Raw genomic sequence first — 18,020 nt, 5'->3', positions numbered from 1 at the left:
TCACTTTTTTGTATAAATAAAGTAAGAAGGGGGAGATAATAATGAAAATACCTGGAGCAATTCTTATACTATCTGGAATTCTTCTTTTCGGTTTCACTTATATAGCAGCTGCATTTTATACAAACTCATTAGATGAATGGGATAAGTCATTAGGTAAATTTTTTACAGCTTTTAATGAGATACAGGGTCAAAAATTACTAATCCTCTCCATTTCCTTTATTCTCGTTGGACTTCTCCATTTATATTATAAAAAAAAATAAACTGACTTGTTTGTTGAATTTCATTATAAAATCCCAAACACCATTCTTTGTTATTCAAATGAGCGTTTGGGATTTTGTAATGTAGGACAATTACACTCAAACCTTACGTCTATTGGTCCTCACCGCAAATTACAGTCTCTATATTTGACAATAGTTTTTCTTTATCAACAACAAGAGGAAGCGAGAAATCCACAACACTTTCTATATCTTCTCTTCTATATCGAATTAATGATTGAGAACATGCTATTATGTTCCTTATTATCTGAAGAGGAAGTTCTAATTACATATTACGAAGATGGTTATTTACTCTCTAATTATATGACTGTAGTTGGTATTGATCCACCAAATAGTGCTGTTATATGTACCGATGTTTTTTATAATAAAATGAAACTGCTATTCTCTAATATAATAGATGTAAAATAGAATCAATTGACGTTATCAAGTTTAGATTATTTTGTGATTTGAACCGTAACTATGCCCAACGGCAAGATTATAGTTCTTCAAATAGTAATATATCTTGCATGACCTATCCAATATTCACGTTAAGAGTGAGTAAATAGCCTAAAGTCATACCGTTTAGAAGAAGGTTGCACCGCTTTACCTCTTTGTATAGAGGAGGATTTTTTATGCATATTTTTAATCATAAAAAACAAATATAAATTTTCTTAGTCTATATACCTAACATAAATAAGATTTGACCTTTAACCGTTTACACATCTAATTTAATTAGTACCATTACGCTCTAACTCTTCTCGATTAAAGTATTGTTCTAGTAACTCTTTACCTGTTTTGATTGTAGTATAGTACTCCCCACTATACAGTTTCCCTTCTGATGGTTTATGGAAATCTTCGTATTTCTTGAATTCTTCATTTTCTTCAAATGATTTCTTTGCAAGGTCCATGTCTTCTGCTTCTATTTTAGCAAACATTCTACCTATATCGAATACACCTTCTTCATCAATACTCTCTTCTAGTAGATAGTGTTGATCTTCTTCTATAGGCGTCATTTTACCTTTTGTAACAGAATATAAATGCTTCGTTTCTTCTACTTGTACCATGATGAAAATCCAATCCACTCTTACAACTGTACATGGTGCTAATCCTTCTAATGTCAGTGCAACTACCTTTTGGTCTTTCACAAATTTCCCCATCTTACATACCCCTTAATTTGTTTATTTTATTCTGTTTAAAGGTCAAAATATTTTCAACGTGATGATGCATATCTATAACCATGTAAATCAGTAATTCCCTTTACTACAATTGTATTTACCTCAATACTTTTCACTATCGCTTTTCCTGTTAAACGATTCATATATTGAATATAAATAGCAAATTCTATAGGTTCCTGTTTTTATTTTGCTTCTTCAAAATAATATAGTTCTTCTTCATAGGCACTTAACTCTAACTCCCAATCTTCAAAGTTAGTTTTATGTATGGATATTGCATGAGATTCAGGCGATCCTATTTCATATTTTAAATCTTTAACAAAAACACGGTCTATGCCATGCCAGTTCCTTTTCCTTCCCATTTTGGTCATCCTTTTCGTTCCTATCAATAATTTTTTCTACTTCTATTAAGTCAATTATTGACTATAAAAACATTGGAATATTTCCATTTTTATCATACAGGATAAAGAGTGATTACACCAATTATTACCATGTGTTTCTAAAGTTTTTTGAAATGACGTTATTACTTTTTAACAGGTTTATTATTCACGTACATTAAGTGTACAATGATATTTATTTTGTCATTATTGAAAAAGAGTAATATCGTAGGTGTAGCTTTGAAATAAAGTTTGATTAAAATGAAGTCTTTCCTTGTGAATTACTATGCAGTTTTTATAAAAAGTACGATTGTTTTGTTATCCATTATTTTGTTTAGTTCTCCGCTAATTAAGTATCTTTCTTTACATTATATTGACTGTTAATCATTATATTTGAGATAATAAATTTAATGATATAAATAATGCCATGGAGGTTTAGAATATGAAAAACATAATGGAATTCCTCAACAATCCATATATCAAATATCCATTAACTGTAATTTCAGCTATAGCTATAATAAAAACAGGTTATGATTTAGGTTCCTTTATTACAAAGTTAAAATATTTTTAAATCGTAAAAAAGAAATTGACTTTTTAACAAAAGAATAATTTCCTTAAATGATATAGAAAAAGCATTGCTGAAATCTTCAGCAATGCTTTCCCATTAAACGTGCTATGATAATGAAAGTCTATTTTTTCTACTCATGAGTTCTATATACTCATATATATTTATTTTAGCTTTAAGATACGTTCTATTTCTTCCACACTCAACTTACTTGCTTTTGCAATAGTTTCAAGTGGTACACCAATTTCATGCATTCCTCGGATCATCTGCATCTTACCTTGCTCAATGCCTTTTTCCATTCCCTCTTGTTCTGCATGAGCTAACTTAGCTTGTTCATCTAGAAGTAATTTCTCTCGAGCTTCATATGCTGTTCGGAAAGAAGAATCATGGCTCATATTTTCCCATTTATTTATTGCCTTTTGTAAAATTGGATCTTGATTCATCGCAATCTCCTCCAATGTTTGAGTTAAATGTTCATCTTCATGTGCTGGTAATAATAACATCCAACGAACAAATGTATTTTCCCATGGGTTTACTTTTTCTTCACGCCATTGTTTTACCAATTTCGGTATCTCTACAAAATGGATTTCAATGTCGTCACTTAAGAGTTGCTGTAATTTTGTATTCCATAATTGTCCGATGGTATGAAATTCATCATCCTGAGAAAATAAAATAAAGTCTAGTAAGTTAATGGTAATTGTTTTCCGAAGTGAACGATATGGCATCCCTTCTTGCATTTGTGAAGTATAAAGTTTACTCCAGTAATATAAGGAGCGCTTCACCATATCATGTGTATTTCGAAGCTGGATTTCGATATTTACTTGCGTCCCATTATCCAGTGTTGCTAATAGGTCTAAAATCGATAACTTATCATCTTCATAAGATTTATGGAGATGTGGATCATCTAATTGTAGCGAAGTAATAGGTGCATCTAAAGATTCCTCTAAAATTGCATTTAGGAAACCCGTTAAAATTTCCTCATTTCCTTTTGTTCCAAAAAGCTGTTTAAAAGCAAAATCAATCCGTAAATTTACTAATTTAGTGGACATGGATTTCCTCTCCCTGTCTATATCATCTCTTATTACTATTCTACATAAAAAAAGGTAGAACATGCAAACAAGCTCTTACGTTACCTCACATAAGAGCCTGCCTACATTGACAAAAAATTAATGGTTCTTAGCAAAAACAATTGCAAGTGACATCGTTTTTGTCCAGAACCTTTATTTTCATCTATTCTTTTTCTGGCCAAATTTTCGCATTTGGTTCTAATAACCACTTGTGTTCTTCCTCCATGATACGATCATTCCATGGGTTATTCTCAAGATGTCGAATCATCCAACAAAAATACATTGCATATCCAGGCGCAGTTGCTTGCGGGTGATCTAGATCACCTGGAATTGTAATAAAACTATTATGTACAACGCGATAAGCATCTTCACCTACCATCGCACATCCAAATCCCTGTGGCTTGTTAAAGCGATAATAATATACCTCTGGCTGCTCATGATGATGCGGTGGATAACTAGACCATCGACCTGGATATGAAATAACTTCTCCTACTACCATATTAGAATATGCTGCATTGTTAAAGTCAAAAATCGTACGAATAACACGTTGTGCTGTTCCCTCCCATACTCCTTCTCCAGCTACAACACTTTGACACTCATTTGGAGTATACAACTTGGACGAAAATTCTTGATCATTATCTGTTTTTTGAACAAGCACTTCACTATCTGAAAGAGCAGTAATTGTAACCTTCACTTTTTTAGCCACATGTAAACACCAAGGGTTTTCTTCAAAAACAGACTGTCTTTGAATAACTTGTTCCATTCCTTCCCACTCTAGACGTATTGTCCCTTCTAGTAAAAGTACTGCCGTTTCATTTTTATTATCAAATAGCAACTCTTCTTTTCCATTAGACATCTTATATATGCCTATATCCATTAACATATCACTGCATTGACCGTTCATTTCTGTTAATACATTATAGCCTTCATTTAATTCACCTAATTTTCCTAACATGATGTTCTCCCCTTTTTTTTATGGCTACTCTATCATTCTCTACTTTTGTCAACTAACTAAATTATGAGTTCCTTCTATTATTTAATGAAGAAGTCCTTTCTGGTTATGCTTTGTTTTCACTTCCGAATATGCGTATATGATTTTTAACGTTTTCGTATGCGGGCTCAATTACATCTTGATGGTACATAAAGTAATCTAAATAAGGAGTATTTAAGGCCGCAGTGTTAACTCTAGTAATTACATTCTGAAACGTGGCTGTTGCTACATTAATTTTTCGAACACCATGTTGGATACATTGTTTGAAATTATCTGGGCTAATTCCAGATCCACCATGTAATACGAGCGGGATATGAACTACCTCATTAATTTCCTGTAGACGGTCTAATCGTAAATCAGGATCTCCACTGTACATACCATGCGCATTTCCAATTGCAACAGCTAACGCATCTACGCCCGTTTCTTCTGCAAATCGTTTTGCTTCTGTAGTGCTTGTCAGCAACATTTCAATATCTTCTGATCCGTCCTCACTACCACCAACTCTGCCAATCTCAGCCTCTACCGTCGCACCGTACTGTTTCGCAAGTTCTACAATTTCTTTTGTCTTTTGTATATTTTCCTCTAACGGATAGTGAGAGCCATCAAACATAATCGAACTAAAACCAATTTCTAATGTCTCTTTAATTGTTTCAAAAGTCATACCGTGATCAAAGTGAACTGCTACTGGAACAGTTGCTTTTTTCGCTGCAGCTACCATCAAAGGACCAATCATATGAATTGGCGAATGATTCAAACGAACTTCCGCAATTTGTAGAATAAGCGGCGAATGTAACTCTTCAGCTGCTTTGATAGCTCCCATTACCATTTCCATATTAGCAATACTGAAAGCTCCAACCCCATAATTCTCTTGATTTGCCTTAATTAAAATATCCTTCATTTGCACTAATGGCATTACACATTCACCTGTTTCAATATTATTTATAAATAGAAAACAAACGTCTCGTCTTTTTACTCCATTTGTAAGAGGACATGTCGATTGCCGAATGATTAACTTAGATATAGTCTCAAAATGCTGAAACTAAAGACCTGCTTTTTCTTTTATAAATTTTCGGGCTTTTAATGCGTATTCAAAAGGGTTCGCTAAAGCTGGGTCTTGCTCTGCTTCTACCACAAACCACCCTTTATAATCAGAGTTTGCAAGAATATTAAACACTTCATCAAATACAATTACGCCATCCCCGGGAACTGTAAATGCACCATTCTTCACTGCCTGTAAGAAGCTTAATTCGTTTTCCTTTACAGCATCTACTACTTCCTTACGAATATCTTTTAAATGTACATGTTTAATACGAGGTAAATATTTTTTTAGAATATAAAGCGGCTCTTCTCCTGAAAAAACAAGATGACCTGTATCAAAAAGCAGAGATACCAGATTTGGATCCGTTATATCCATTAACTTTTCAATTTCTGCCGTTGTTTGAACACCCGTGCCCATATGATGATGGTATACAATATGTAGACCCTTTTCCTGAGCTAATTTACCGAGGTGATGTAACCCATCTACAAGCTTATCCCACTCTTCGTCTGTAAAAACGGGCTTATTTTGAAATAACGGTACGTCCATTAAACCTTGAATACTATGCCCTTGCTCTGAAACAACGATGACCTTTGCACCCATGTCATGCAAAAAATCCCTATGCTTAATAAATTCTTGTACCGTCTCTTCAAGCGGCTTCGTTGTCAAGAATGTACTAAACCATGCACTAGCAATCTCCAGGTTTCGTAATTCCAAAGATTTTTTTAATACAACAGTATTTCTTGGATATTTATTCCCCACTTCACTTCCATTAAATCCAGCTAGTGCCATCTCACTAATACATTGTTCAAATGTATTTTCTGCCCCTAGCTCCGGCATATCATCATTTGTCCAAGCAATTGGTGCAATTCCAAGCTTAATTGTATTTTCTTTGAACATCCCCTTGTCTCTCCTCTTTACAAAATGTGATAGAATTTTGCCAAATTCTCTTAACTGGTCATTAAATAGAGAGCTTCCTAATCAATATGCATGTAGATAAAAAGCTCTCTTTGTGTCCTAATCTAATAAGACCTTGCCTGTTGCAAGTTACTTACTTTACTCTCGTACGCAGCTTGTACACTTTGACTTTTAGATACTTCTGCAACACCCACATGCCACCATGACTCGTATCCATTTGTCATTGTTTTTGGTAATACTTTAATATCAATTAATGTAGAAACTGTTTGTTTTTTCGCATCTATAAGTGCTTCTTGTAATTGTTCTATTGATGTAACATGATATGTTTTCACACCATATCCAGCTGCGCTAGCTGCAAAATCAATTTTCATAATTGCCCCGTCTAATTTACGAGTTTGCTGGTTTCGGTAGCGAAACTCTGTTCCAAAGCTCCCCATTCCATTGCCCATTTGTAAGTTATTAATACAACCAAATCCGGAGTTATCAAACAATAAGACGTTAATTTTTTTGTTTTCTTGAAGACTTGTGACAAGCTCAGAATGAAGCATTTGGTAACTGCCATCCCCTACCATTGCATATACTTCCTTCAATGGTTCAGCTAGCTTTGCACCAAGTGCACCTGCAACTTCATAGCCCATGCAAGAGTATCCATACTCCATATGATATGTATTAGGTTTTCTTGCTGCCCACATTCTTTGTAAATCACCTGGAAGACTTCCTGCCGCACCAACAATAATTGCATCTTCATCAAGTAATGTATTGATTTGTCCAATGACTGCAGTCTGTGTTAATTGTGTACCAAGTGTGTCCACATATTCATTTAAATTCTCATCGAAATGACCTTCAATTTCTGGTTTAAAATCTTGATTTGTAAAGCGAATGTTATGCAAACGTGCTAATTCTGTTTCCCAAGCCTCTTTTGCATCAGCAATTTCTACTGTGTAACTAGATTGATACTCAATTACTTGCAGTTCATCTATTAAAGCAAGAAGTGCTTCTTTTGCATCTGCTATAACCTTCAATGCATCAAGTTTGTTCGCATGAAATTCCGAAATGTTGATGTTTAAAAACTCAACCTCTTTATTCTGGAACAATTGTTTAGATGCCGTTGTAAAATCAGTAAATCTTGTCCCGATTCCAATAACAAGATCGGCTTCCTTTGCAATTGTATTAGCTGCTAAATTCCCAGTTACCCCAATGCCGCCAAGATTATATGGATGATTGCTTTCTATCGCGCTTTTCCCAGCTTGCGTTTCTCCAAATGGAATGCGGAATGTTTCAGCAAACTGTTTGAGTTCTTCTGCCGCTTCTGCGTATCTTATACCACCACCGCAAATCATAACTGGCTTTTTCTTTCTCTTAATCATTTCAACCGCATCCGCTAAGCTGGCTTTGGTAGGTAGGCGACGCTCAATACGGTGAACGCGCTTTTGGAAGAAGTAAGTCGGAAAATCCCATGCTTCCCCTTGGACATCTTGTGGTAAGCAAATTGTTACAGCTCCTGTATCTGCCGGATTCGTTAAAACACGCATGGCTTGAATCATAGCTGTCATCAATTGTTCAGGACGATTTATCCGGTCCCAGTACTTACTTACCGCACGAAAAGCATCGTTCGTAGAAATAGATAAGTCATGTGTTTGTTCAATTTGTTGAAGAACAGGATCAGGTTGTCTCGTTGCAAATACATCACCTGGAAGTAGTAAAACGGGAATATTATTTGCAGAAGCTGTTGCAGCAGAGGTAATCATATTTGCTGATCCAGGACCAACAGAAGAAGTACATGCCATAATTTGTTTTCTATGTTTTTGTTTTGCAAAAGCCATCGCAGCATTTGCCATTCCTTGTTCATTTCTCCCTTGATATACTTCTAATTCTCCTGCGTCTTCTTCTAAAGCTTGACCTAGGCCAACTACATTTCCATGACCAAAAATCGTAAAGATTCCCTTAATAAACTTTTGTTGCTTTCCATCAAACTCTACGTATTGCTGATTCAAAAATCTCACCAAAGCTTGCGCCGTCGTCATTCTAACAGTTTGCATATTGTTTACTCCTTTCCATCTCTATCAGTCATTCTGCATATGAAAAAGGAGTATCAGGAATTTGATAGACTCCTAATACTTCCTTCTTATGTTTTACTACCTTCGTTACTTTCGCTTCCAAGCACCTAGAGAGATTCTACTTCTCTCTTCATGATTACTTTTCCCAACGAGATGTAAGCATTTTCTTTCTCGTATAAAACTCAACGCCGTCAGTACCATTCGCATGAAGATCACCATAGAAAGAGTCTTTCCAGCCAGAGAACGGGAAGAATGCCATCGGTGCTGGAACCCCAACATTCACACCTAACATACCTGATTCAATTGTTTCACGGAATTGACGTACACTTGCTCCGCTATCTGTATAAATGCATGCACCATTTGCAAAGCGAGATTCATTCGCAATTTCAATCGCTTCATCTAATGATTTCACACGAACAATGGATAAAACAGGAGCAAAAATCTCATCTTGCCAGATTTTCATTTCTTTTGTAACATGGTCAAAAATTGTTGGGCCAACGAAGTAACCAGCTCCTTTTACAGCTGTATCTTCGCGTCCATCACGAACTAATGTAGCGCCCTGCTCTACACCTGAATCGATGTAACCAATTGTACGCTCTTTATGGTTATCACGAATAACTGGTCCTAAAAATACATCTTCATCAAGACCATTGCCGATTACAATTTTATTTGCTTCTTCTAAGAGTCTTCCAATTAATTGATCTGCAATTTCTTCTTCTACTGTAACAACAGAAGCAGCCATACAACGCTCGCCAGCTGAACCGAATGCAGCACTAATAATTTGCTTTGTTGCTAGCTCAAGATTCGCATCATTTAATACAATGGAATGGTTTTTTGCGCCCGCTAGCGCTTGAACTCGTTTTAAGTTTTCTGTTCCTTTTTTGTATACATATTCTGCGACAGGCTGAGAACCTACAAATGAAATTGCCTTCACTAATTTATGTTCCAGAAGACCATTTACTACATCGTGTGCACCATTTACGATATTTAATACACCTTTAGGTAAACCAGCTTCTTCAGCTAATTCTGCTAATTTTGCTGCTAGAAGTGGCGTGCGCTCTGAAGGTTTTAACACAAATGTATTACCGCAAGCAATCGCAAGTGGGAACATCCAGCATGGAACCATCATTGGGAAGTTAAAAGGTGTAATCCCGCCTATAACACCAATTGGGTAACGATACATACCAGACTCAATACCTGTCGCAATATCAGGAAGCTGTTTTCCCATCATTAATGTAGGAGCACCTGCAGCAAATTCCACACACTCAATACCACGAAGAACTTCACCGTAGGCCTCGTTATAGCTTTTTCCGTTTTCAATCGTAATCAGTTTCGCTAACTCTTCCCAGTTATCTACTAGTAATTGTTGATATTTAAATAGAATACGAGCGCGTTTTGGTACAGCAGTTTTAGACCAAGACTTGAACGCTTCATTTGCTGCTAATACAGCTTGTTCAACATCTGCTTTTGTTGAAAGTGGTACCTGGGCGATTACTTCCCCTGTTGCTGGATTGTATACAGCTTCCATCTTAGTTGAAACAGATTCTACCCATTCGCCGCCAATGTAGTTTTTTACAATTTGTGCTGTTTGTACTGTCATATTCATTCTCTCCCTTTTATGTAATGTAGAAGCGTATATAAGATACGCCCTTGCTTAATTAATGGTTTATGATGTTTCTATACAATTTCCTCAGCCGTTTCCATGAATGTAGAAATCTCTGCCCTTGTTGGCATTGCATCAGAACAGCTATGTTTTGAAATAACAATTGAAGCAGAAGCACCACCTAATCGCATCGCCTGAGGAATTTCAAGCCCTTGCATTAGGCCATAAATAAACGCAGATGCATACGAGTCGCCAGCACCAAACGTCTTTAATACCTTTGTTTTAAAGATACCGCCTGGGTGTGATTGGCCGTCTCTCGTATAAGCGATTGAACCATCCCCGCCGTGCTTAATTACGACGATTTTCGCATGATGAGAAAACCATCTTTCAGCTGTAACTTGGTCATTAGATTGTTCGTAGTTTAATAGTTTTTCCATCATATCGAACTCTTCACGCGTCCCAATAATGACATCAGATTTTTCAGCCGCTAGATTGTAATACACAGCCGTTTCAGCCTCTGATTGCCATGTATACGGGCGGTAATCAACATCAAAAAATACGACTACATCATGTTTACGCGCATATTCTAGCGCTAAAAATACCGCCTCGCGAGAAGGACTTTTCGCTAAAGCTGTTCCTGAAATTAAGAGAGCTTTTGATTGTTTAATATAGTCCTCAGAAACTTCTGTTGGATCAAGATTTAAATCTGCGACATTGTCGCGATACATTAAAATACTGCAATCTTCAGGGCTTTTAATTTCTGTGAAAGCTAAACCTGTCACTGCACCAGTACGATCAATACATATCTGATCTGTATTAATATTGTTATCCTTTAGGTACCCTGTAATAAAGCGGCCCATTTGATCATCGGACACTTTACCGATAAATCCTGTTTGTAAGCCAAGACGCGCCGCACCAATTGCGATATTCGCAGGAGATCCCCCCACATACTTAGTAAACGTTCTTGTTTCTTCCATAGGACGTTGTGTTTCATTAGCATTTAAATCAACGCATAAACGTCCAACTGCAATTAGGTCTAATGGACAATCTTCTTTAAAAATAAGTGGATTCATTATTTCTACCTCCCATGCTTTATGAATGAGTGAATGATATGGTTCATATTTTTATAAACTTACTATTCATTACTCTTTATCCATCTATAAGTAAGCGCTCTCTTTATTGATTTAATGCAGGCTGTTTATGTTCAATTTGTACAGGTTTTCCTGTTAGTAAGGATTCCTTCGCAGCCTTCGCGATTCGCTCTGCTTGTAATCCATCATTACCACTGCAAATAACGGCTTGTCCTTCTATAATTGACTTTGTAAATTGTGTTACTTCCTCAATGTAAGCCTGCGTATAGCGCTCTAAGAAGAAATAAAGCGGCTTGTCTTTTATAACACCTCCTGTTTTTGAAACTTGTACTGTTGTCGGGCAACAATTATCCGCAGCGACCGCCCCTTTTTCACCAAACACTTCAACACGCTGATCATATCCATAAACAGCTTGGCGGCTATTATCAATTACCCCTAAAGCTCCATTTGCAAATTTTAATGTGACAATTGCAGTATCAACATCATTTACTTCCTGAATGGATGGATCAATTAATGTTGTTCCATATGCAAATACTTCAACGACTTCACTATTCATCACATAACGAGCCATATCAAAATCATGAATCATCATATCCATAAACAATCCACCTGAAGAACGGACATACTCTATACTTGGTGGTTGTGGATCTCTAGACGTAATTTTTAAAATATGTGGATGTCCCACTTCCCCTTGTTGAATAAGGTCATAGACTTTTCTGAAGTTAGGATCGAAACGACGGTTAAAACCTACTTGAAGAGATACTCCTTGTTCTTTTACCACTTCTAATGCATCTAATGTTTCTTCTACTGAGAAACTAACAGGCTTTTCACAGAAAATGTGTTTTTTCGCAAGCGCCGCTTCTTTAATAATTTGCGCATGTGTATTTGTTGGTGAACAAATAAATACAGCATCAATTTCTGGATCAGTTAATAAATCCTGATAGTTTGTAGTCAGAGTGGAAATCCCTTTATCTTGAGCCCACTTTTCTAGATGACTAATTACTACATCTGAAACCGCTTTAATTTTCACTTGTGGCATAAGCTGCAAATTATCAACATGTAGTTTCCCAATTCGTCCAGCACCAATAATCCCAATTGTTAAAACGTTCATATGATTTCTCCCTCTATATTAAAATTTAAGAAACGAAATGAAAGTCTATAGGGTTTAGCGTACCAAATCAGTTAAGCGCTTTCCCTATTTTTCTTCATTATACACACTTGATTCTAAATTGAAAACATTTTTATTTTTTTGAATACTCTTCTTTTCATCCGAATTTCACATTTCGTAATTAAACGTACTACATCCATATACAAATTAATAATTAGAAACAAATAATCTAAACAGCTACAAAAATAATCTTTTAAAATACTGATATAACAAAGAAAACGAAGCTTTTTAAAGGCTAAACTCCCATCTATAAGGTATTCCCTTCTTTTCATACTCACTATTATTTTATTGTCCGATAAGTAAATAGAATGCCCCTATAAAAGAAAGTTGTAAATTATCAAAAAATTTCATTGACGGTCTCATAATGTAAGCGTATACTTTTTTTATCAAAAATAATTAAGCGCTTAACCAAAAATAACTTATCGGTGGTGGGAGAATGAACGCTATTAGTTCAAGCAAAACATTTATGGACAGGATTGGTATCCCTTCTAATTTAACTTGGGGATACATAGGAATTATTGTTTTTATGATTGGGGATGGTTTAGAACAAGGATGGTTATCCCCTTATCTCGTTGAGAAAGGCCTAACGCTAGAACATGCTGCATTTTTGTTTACTATTTACGGAATAACTGTATCTGCTTCTTCTTGGTTTTCGGGGGTATTTGTACAAATGTGGGGACCAAGGAAAGTCATGACTTTTGGTTTAGTATCATTCATTCTAGGTTCTATTGGGTTCATAGGTATAGGTATTCAACATATGAATTATCCAGTAATTATAATTTGCTATGCCCTACGAGGATTTGGTTATCCCTTATTTGCTTATTCTTTCTTAGTCTGGGTATCATACAGTACTCCGCAGCAAATGCTTTCAAGAGCAGTTGGCTGGTTCTGGTTCGTATTCCAGCTTGGGCTTAGTGTTATCGGGGCCTTTTATTCTAGTTATATGGTTCCTAAAATCGGAGAAATCGCTACTTTATGGAGCGCCTTAATTTTCGTTGTCGTCGGGGGATTATTCTCTATTGTTGTAAATAAGGACAAGTTTAAAGCACAAACCGTAAGCGCTAACAAATCAAGTGAATTACTAAAAGGCATTACCATCGCATTTGAAAACCCTAAAGTTGGGATTGGTGGCATTGTAAAAATTATAAACTCGGCCGCTCAGTTTGGATTTGTTGTTTTCCTGCCTACTTATATGATGAAATATAATTTTTCGATGACGGAATGGCTTCAAATTTGGGGTACTCTATTCTTTGTAAATATGGTGTTTAATATTATTTTTGGTATTGTTGGAGACAAGTTTGGTTGGGTAAATACGATTAAATGGTTCGGAGGAGTCGGTTGTGGAATTGTAACTCTTGCACTCTATTATGTACCACAAATGGTAGGACATAATTATTGGGCTATATTATTTGTTGCATGTTGCTATGGAGCAACACTCGCCGGTTATGTACCTCTTACAGCTTTAGTTCCATCTTTATCTCCTGAAAATAAAGGGGCTGCAATGTCTGTCTTAAATTTAGGTTCAGGATTATCAGCATTCGTTGGGCCATTAGTTGTAACTGCATTCATCGGCCCATTAGGTGTAGGCGGCGTGATGTGGATCTTTGCTGGCTTATACTTCTTTGGTGCATTTCTAACTCATTTCCTTACTATTCCAAAGGAAAATGAGATGAAACAAGATTTAAATACGAAAAGCGGCGAGCAATTCTCAGTATAAACTCTAATTAAAAAGAAGGTCATCATAACTGCACATGTTTATGATGACCTTCTTTTCGTTACATTCAAATAGGCTATTAAAAAAGCTATCATGTAATATCGTTTACTGAGGATCTCTCTACTAACTGAGGAATAATAGTAATTTTTTGCTTAGCATGCTCCTTCATTTCCATCGTTTTTAAGAGTTGTTCAAATGTACAGGCTGCCATTTGTGTAATTGGCTGTTCAATCGTCGTTAACCCAGGATCTGCAATCTCAGCATAAATTGTATTATCAAATCCGATAATTGATAAATCTTCCGGAATTGAAAGCCCTAGTTTTCTTGCTTCATTCATAAGACATATCGCAATTAAATCTGTACAAGCAAAAACCGCTGTAGGCCTGTTAGGTAAATTAAGTAATTCCTTACTTGCACGTTTACTATCTTCCACTGTCGAATAGCAACTAATAATAGCATCATCATCTAACGAAATAGCTGAATCCGTAAGAGCTTGTTTGAAACCATTCAATCTCCCTAAGCTACTTTTTCTATCCTTCTCCATCATAATCGTTAAAGATGTATGGCCTTTCTGCGTTAGATAACTTCCAGCTAGATAGCCTCCCCTCATATCATCAGTTGTCACAACATGAGTCGTGATGGAAGGATGATCTACGGTAAATAATACAAGTGGTAAATCTCGATTCACGATTTTTTTTACAAGTTTATAATCATTTAGCTCCGTTGCAATAATTATGCCATCTACTTGCTTTTTAAATAATAAATCAATGTATTCATGTTCACGTTTTGTTTGATGGTCTGTACTACATAAAATGAGTGTATACCCTGATTCTCGTGCACTATTTTCAAAAGCTCTTGCTACTTCAGCAAAAAAAGGGTTTGAGATATCTGGGACAAGTACCCCAATTGTATATGTTTTTTTACCTGTTAACGCTACTGCTACACTACTTGGCTGGTAATCTAATTCATCCATTACCTGATTTACTTTGTTTATTGTTTTTTCACTAATACGCCCAGTTTGATTAATTACCTTGGATACAGTTGCTATTGATACACCTGCTTTTTCCGCAACATCATAAATTGTTGGTTTCACTTTAATTGTCCCCTCTTAATCATCTTTTTCTATATTTTATCATAAATATATTTTGCTTCTTGGTACACAAATGGAATTCTTTTAAAATTTGTAAGTATTTCTATCTTATAGCGTAATACTTCATATTTACGAATTAATCTACCTTTATGAAACACTTGTAGAAAAAATTTGACCAATTTACTTAATAGACATTTAATATCCACATGCAAGGCTCATTACAACCAGAGCATGCAGGAATACTTATGGTTCTTTCTCCTATTTACACCACCTCACGGTAATCTTTACTTCTTTATTGTAATTCCTAATATTAAGATGTAAAATAACATTGTCTTATATGCGCTTAAGATAGATCGGAATAAGAAAAGGAACCCTTCTGGGTTCCTTTTTCTATGTAAAATAAAAAGCATTCTATTTAAGTGCTCTGTGCTCTTATTGTTTCTATATGACACTAATTCCTACTGCCATAAGGATACCTCATACAATACATACTAACCCTACTCATATATAAAACTCTAGTAACCCAAAATGTCCAAATATCATACATAGAATTAAGCCTATAGGATATACAAAGACTTCTTTCCAATTTATCCATTCATATAGGGGAAATAGTTATACGATGATTAAAACTCCTAATACAATTAAAACAACACACTTTCTTCAAATTCAATCCTTTTTGCTTATCCTTTTATTGTCTCGATAATTGAAACTATTCATTTCCCCTAGAGCTGAGCAGTTAGTTCATTCTAACTGCTCTTTTTATTTTTTATCGTCACCCTTCCATTGTACCTCCATATGTTGTATAGAAATATCTCCTTCTAAATTGTCATTGATGCCTCTTTCAAGTCCTAATACACACCTTAAAAAGAGCACTTTTAAAAAGTGCTCTTTTTACTTTGCATGTCACTCATCCTACAATGAATTGAGATTTTAACCTACGAATAATTTATGGAATTATTTCCAATACTAAGAATAGATTGGTAACAACCAATCTGTATCCATGATGAATCTCTGATTTTCTTGAATTCTCCCTGAGGCAAGGCGGCTATTTTTAATAGCCGTCTTTCTTATATGAATTATAAATATTTGCACATACTATTAACGGAATGGTTGAATCATTGTCATTGAAAATGTTCAGCACTTCCGCTCCTTAAGAGAACAGTCTACGCAACTGTTCTCTTTCCTATTTCCTTTTTTCACGCATATAATCTGACAAGCATTATTAACTCTAACTCCCCTACAATCAATCGCATTTCAACATTCTCAATATTTCCTCAACAAATTCTCAATATTTTTCATGGACAACAGCACACTTTCTCAACAGTTTTAATATCTTAATATTAAATACTGAAAGGAGATGTTGAAAAATGACTTGGTTCATTATTTTAGGGTTTATGCTTATTTTAATAATAAGCGGTTTTCGTGCACATAGTATTCATATCATTTTCAAAATAGGTTCAGATACAAAAGCTGTGCCAAGTTGGTCTTTCGTTAATAAAATAAATTTCCAAACATTAAAAGAATTAATAAAAGGACTAAATAAGGATAAACTTAAAATCCTTACAATAGGAGAACTTGTTATTCCTTTAAGTTTCTTTAATAGATTATTTAGCAAAACATTAATTTTTCTATTTCTATTCTTTTACTCTCAATACGTGAACTACCCGCCACTTAACGTCCTAGCGGACTGTTTGAAGTGGGGGCTTCTCGGTTAGTCGTTACTTTTAATAGCTAACGAATTCGTCCTAGGACAACCGAGCTAACTCCCTTGTTCCAAGGGTTATTTTATTACTATCTATGCTAACGCTAATAGGCGTATTGCTTCATTTTTGATATTGATAGCTGCGTTATAATCTCTATCGAGATTTACACCACATATACAAGAATAGACTCGCTCAGACAATGACATATTTTTCACATTACCACAACTGCTACATGTTTTTGTGGAAGGAAACCATTTGTCTATTTTCACAAGCTGTTTGCCTTGTTCATTTAGTTTATAAGCTAAGAAAGTGGTGAACATACCCCAAGCATTATCAGCGACGCTTTTTCCAAAATGAAGTGCTTGCGACATTCCCTTCATATTTAGATCTTCAATAGCTACAACATCAAAATGAGTAGCTAACTCTTTAGACTTATGATGAAGAAAGTTCTTACGTTGGTTTGCTACTTTTTCATGCAGCTTAGCTACACGGATACGTTGTTTATTCCAACGTCCTGAACCTTTTGTACGTCTTGATAATACTCGTTGAGCCTTTGCTAATCGGTCTAACATTTCACGATAGAACTTAGGATAATTGGCTCTCTCATCCTCAGAACTGACGTATAATTGATCCATTGCAAAGTCTAATCCAACAACTGTTTCTACTTCTTTTTGTATGATCTCTTTTTCGTATTCAGTCAAAATGGACACATAGTATTTACCAGTAGGTGTCATGGAGATTGTACAAGATTTAATGATATGGTCTTGTGGTATTTCTCTATGCTGTTTGATACGTACCATTTTCAGTTTTGGCAATTTGATATGACCGTTAAGCAACATAATATTTCCGTTCACTACATTCGTTGTATAAGACTTTCTGTCTTTTTTGCTTTTGAATGTTGGGAAGTCATTTTGACCACGAAAGAAATTTTTATAGGCAGTTTGCAAGTTTAGTTGAGCATTTGCCAAAGCTAATGAATCCACTTCTTTTAACCACTCAAATTCTGCTTTGTATTTCGCAGGAGTGGGAAGCTTTTGTTTTTTTAGTTGTTCTTTATCCTCTTTGTGTTTTTCATACGCTTCTTTCCGTTCAGCTAACATTCTGTTATACACGAAACGCACACAACCGAAGGTTTTACGCATAAGATGTGCTTGGTCTTCTGTTGGATACAAACGGAATTTATATGCTTTATTCTGCTTTGTCATATCATTTCA

At 35.4% G+C, this 18,020-nt stretch carries 16 protein-coding genes and 1 pseudogene; 5 read left to right on the top strand and 12 right to left on the bottom strand.

The window, feature by feature from the left end; all coding sequences use genetic code 11:
• The first annotated feature begins 41 nt into the window (after positions 1–41).
• Both ACO6VI_RS24075 and ACO6VI_RS24070 read left to right on the top strand, forming a co-directional pair.
• Positions 42–260, top strand: a complete 219-nt coding sequence (locus ACO6VI_RS24075; RefSeq protein WP_161520623.1) for a hypothetical protein — start codon at positions 42–44, stop codon at positions 258–260.
• A gap of 144 nt (positions 261–404) precedes the next feature.
• Entirely contained in the window at positions 405–683 is a 279-nt protein-coding gene (locus ACO6VI_RS24070; protein WP_338326377.1) for a YolD-like family protein, read from the top strand.
• A 299-nt stretch (positions 684–982) separates the two neighbouring features.
• Here ACO6VI_RS24070 and ACO6VI_RS24065 read toward each other — a convergent pair whose 3' ends face one another.
• Positions 983–1,411: a hypothetical protein gene (locus tag ACO6VI_RS24065; RefSeq protein WP_161520624.1), complete on the bottom strand. Its 429-nt coding sequence runs from the start codon at positions 1,409–1,411 to the stop codon at positions 983–985.
• A gap of 53 nt (positions 1,412–1,464) precedes the next feature.
• Positions 1,465–1,797 (bottom strand): annotated as a pseudogene (locus tag ACO6VI_RS24060) (transposase).
• A gap of 448 nt (positions 1,798–2,245) precedes the next feature.
• On the opposite strand from ACO6VI_RS24060, the gene ACO6VI_RS24055 reads away from it, so the two are divergent.
• Entirely contained in the window at positions 2,246–2,374 is a 129-nt protein-coding gene (locus tag ACO6VI_RS24055; protein WP_255259139.1) for a hypothetical protein, read from the top strand.
• 158 nt (positions 2,375–2,532) lie between these two features.
• Here the strand turns inward: ACO6VI_RS24055 and ACO6VI_RS24050 are convergent, their stop codons facing one another.
• The 8 genes from ACO6VI_RS24050 to iolG all read right to left on the bottom strand — a co-directional run bounded on the left by ACO6VI_RS24050 (position 2,533) and on the right by iolG (position 12,242).
• Positions 2,533–3,417, bottom strand: coding sequence for an Rpn family recombination-promoting nuclease/putative transposase (locus ACO6VI_RS24050; protein WP_048565539.1), 885 nt, complete (start codon positions 3,415–3,417; stop codon positions 2,533–2,535).
• Positions 3,418–3,598: 181 nt separating this feature from the next.
• Positions 3,599–4,390 carry a 5-deoxy-glucuronate isomerase gene (locus tag ACO6VI_RS24045; protein ID WP_422424264.1) on the bottom strand — a complete coding sequence of 264 codons (792 nt, stop codon included), beginning with the start codon at positions 4,388–4,390 and terminating at the stop codon, positions 3,599–3,601.
• Positions 4,391–4,493: 103 nt separating this feature from the next.
• Positions 4,494–5,339 carry a class II fructose-bisphosphate aldolase gene (locus ACO6VI_RS24040; protein ID WP_422424262.1) on the bottom strand — a complete coding sequence of 282 codons (846 nt, stop codon included), beginning with the start codon at positions 5,337–5,339 and terminating at the stop codon, positions 4,494–4,496.
• A 126-nt stretch (positions 5,340–5,465) separates the two neighbouring features.
• Entirely contained in the window at positions 5,466–6,362 is an 897-nt protein-coding gene (iolE, locus tag ACO6VI_RS24035; protein WP_422424261.1) for a myo-inosose-2 dehydratase, read from the bottom strand.
• Positions 6,363–6,484: 122 nt separating this feature from the next.
• Entirely contained in the window at positions 6,485–8,419 is a 1,935-nt protein-coding gene (gene iolD / locus ACO6VI_RS24030) for a 3D-(3,5/4)-trihydroxycyclohexane-1,2-dione acylhydrolase (decyclizing) (RefSeq protein ID WP_422424259.1), read from the bottom strand.
• Between the two features lie 154 nt (positions 8,420–8,573).
• Entirely contained in the window at positions 8,574–10,037 is a 1,464-nt protein-coding gene (locus tag ACO6VI_RS24025; RefSeq protein WP_098818749.1) for a CoA-acylating methylmalonate-semialdehyde dehydrogenase, read from the bottom strand.
• A 77-nt stretch (positions 10,038–10,114) separates the two neighbouring features.
• Positions 10,115–11,113, bottom strand: a complete 999-nt coding sequence (gene iolC, locus ACO6VI_RS24020) for a 5-dehydro-2-deoxygluconokinase (protein ID WP_098818748.1) — start codon at positions 11,111–11,113, stop codon at positions 10,115–10,117.
• Positions 11,114–11,216: 103 nt separating this feature from the next.
• Complete coding sequence (gene iolG, locus ACO6VI_RS24015) at positions 11,217–12,242, bottom strand: inositol 2-dehydrogenase (RefSeq protein WP_098818747.1); 1,026 nt, start codon at positions 12,240–12,242, stop codon at positions 11,217–11,219.
• A 493-nt stretch (positions 12,243–12,735) separates the two neighbouring features.
• Here iolG and ACO6VI_RS24010 point away from each other — a divergent pair, with 493 nt between their 5' ends.
• A complete protein-coding gene (locus ACO6VI_RS24010; RefSeq protein ID WP_069604475.1) occupies positions 12,736–14,016 on the top strand; it encodes an MFS transporter in 1,281 nt (426 codons plus the stop codon).
• An 88-nt stretch (positions 14,017–14,104) separates the two neighbouring features.
• On the opposite strand, the gene ACO6VI_RS24005 is transcribed toward ACO6VI_RS24010, so the two are convergent.
• On the bottom strand, positions 14,105–15,106 hold the full coding sequence (locus ACO6VI_RS24005) for a LacI family DNA-binding transcriptional regulator (protein ID WP_422424255.1): 1,002 nt from the start codon (positions 15,104–15,106) through the stop codon (positions 14,105–14,107).
• A gap of 1,364 nt (positions 15,107–16,470) precedes the next feature.
• Here ACO6VI_RS24005 and ACO6VI_RS24000 point away from each other — a divergent pair.
• Positions 16,471–16,818, top strand: coding sequence for a hypothetical protein (locus ACO6VI_RS24000; protein WP_098376048.1), 348 nt, complete (start codon positions 16,471–16,473; stop codon positions 16,816–16,818).
• 80 nt (positions 16,819–16,898) lie between these two features.
• Here ACO6VI_RS24000 and ACO6VI_RS23995 read toward each other — a convergent pair whose 3' ends face one another.
• A complete protein-coding gene (locus ACO6VI_RS23995) occupies positions 16,899–18,011 on the bottom strand; it encodes an RNA-guided endonuclease TnpB family protein (protein WP_422424253.1) in 1,113 nt (370 codons plus the stop codon).
• Positions 18,012–18,020 lie beyond the last annotated feature (9 nt).

It is taken from the genome of Bacillus sp. PSXD-155 (assembly GCF_049310765.1).
Lineage (GTDB): Bacteria > Bacillota > Bacilli > Bacillales > Bacillaceae_G > Bacillus_A > Bacillus_A cereus.
This window is presented reverse-complemented; position numbering and strand designations above follow the sequence as displayed.

What these genes read in the sequence shown, in the direction of transcription:
- ACO6VI_RS24075 (WP_161520623.1), top strand. Translation starts at nt 42, where the DNA reads ATGAAAATACCTGGAGCAATTCTTATACTATCTGGAATTCTTCTTTTC.
- ACO6VI_RS24065 (WP_161520624.1), bottom strand. Translation starts at nt 1,411, where the DNA reads ATGGGGAAATTTGTGAAAGACCAAAAGGTAGTTGCACTGACATTAGAA.
- ACO6VI_RS24055 (WP_255259139.1), top strand. Translation starts at nt 2,246, where the DNA reads ATGAAAAACATAATGGAATTCCTCAACAATCCATATATCAAATATCCA.
- ACO6VI_RS24050 (WP_048565539.1), bottom strand. Translation starts at nt 3,417, where the DNA reads ATGTCCACTAAATTAGTAAATTTACGGATTGATTTTGCTTTTAAACAG.
- ACO6VI_RS24045 (WP_422424264.1), bottom strand. Translation starts at nt 4,390, where the DNA reads ATGTTAGGAAAATTAGGTGAATTAAATGAAGGCTATAATGTATTAACA.
- ACO6VI_RS24040 (WP_422424262.1), bottom strand. Translation starts at nt 5,339, where the DNA reads ATGCCATTAGTGCAAATGAAGGATATTTTAATTAAGGCAAATCAAGAG.
- iolE (WP_422424261.1), bottom strand. Translation starts at nt 6,362, where the DNA reads ATGTTCAAAGAAAATACAATTAAGCTTGGAATTGCACCAATTGCTTGG.
- iolD (WP_422424259.1), bottom strand. Translation starts at nt 8,419, where the DNA reads ATGCAAACTGTTAGAATGACGACGGCGCAAGCTTTGGTGAGATTTTTG.
- ACO6VI_RS24025 (WP_098818749.1), bottom strand. Translation starts at nt 10,037, where the DNA reads ATGACAGTACAAACAGCACAAATTGTAAAAAACTACATTGGCGGCGAA.
- iolC (WP_098818748.1), bottom strand. Translation starts at nt 11,113, where the DNA reads ATGAATCCACTTATTTTTAAAGAAGATTGTCCATTAGACCTAATTGCA.
- iolG (WP_098818747.1), bottom strand. Translation starts at nt 12,242, where the DNA reads ATGAACGTTTTAACAATTGGGATTATTGGTGCTGGACGAATTGGGAAA.
- ACO6VI_RS24010 (WP_069604475.1), top strand. Translation starts at nt 12,736, where the DNA reads ATGAACGCTATTAGTTCAAGCAAAACATTTATGGACAGGATTGGTATC.
- ACO6VI_RS24000 (WP_098376048.1), top strand. Translation starts at nt 16,471, where the DNA reads ATGACTTGGTTCATTATTTTAGGGTTTATGCTTATTTTAATAATAAGC.
- ACO6VI_RS23995 (WP_422424253.1), bottom strand. Translation starts at nt 18,011, where the DNA reads ATGACAAAGCAGAATAAAGCATATAAATTCCGTTTGTATCCAACAGAA.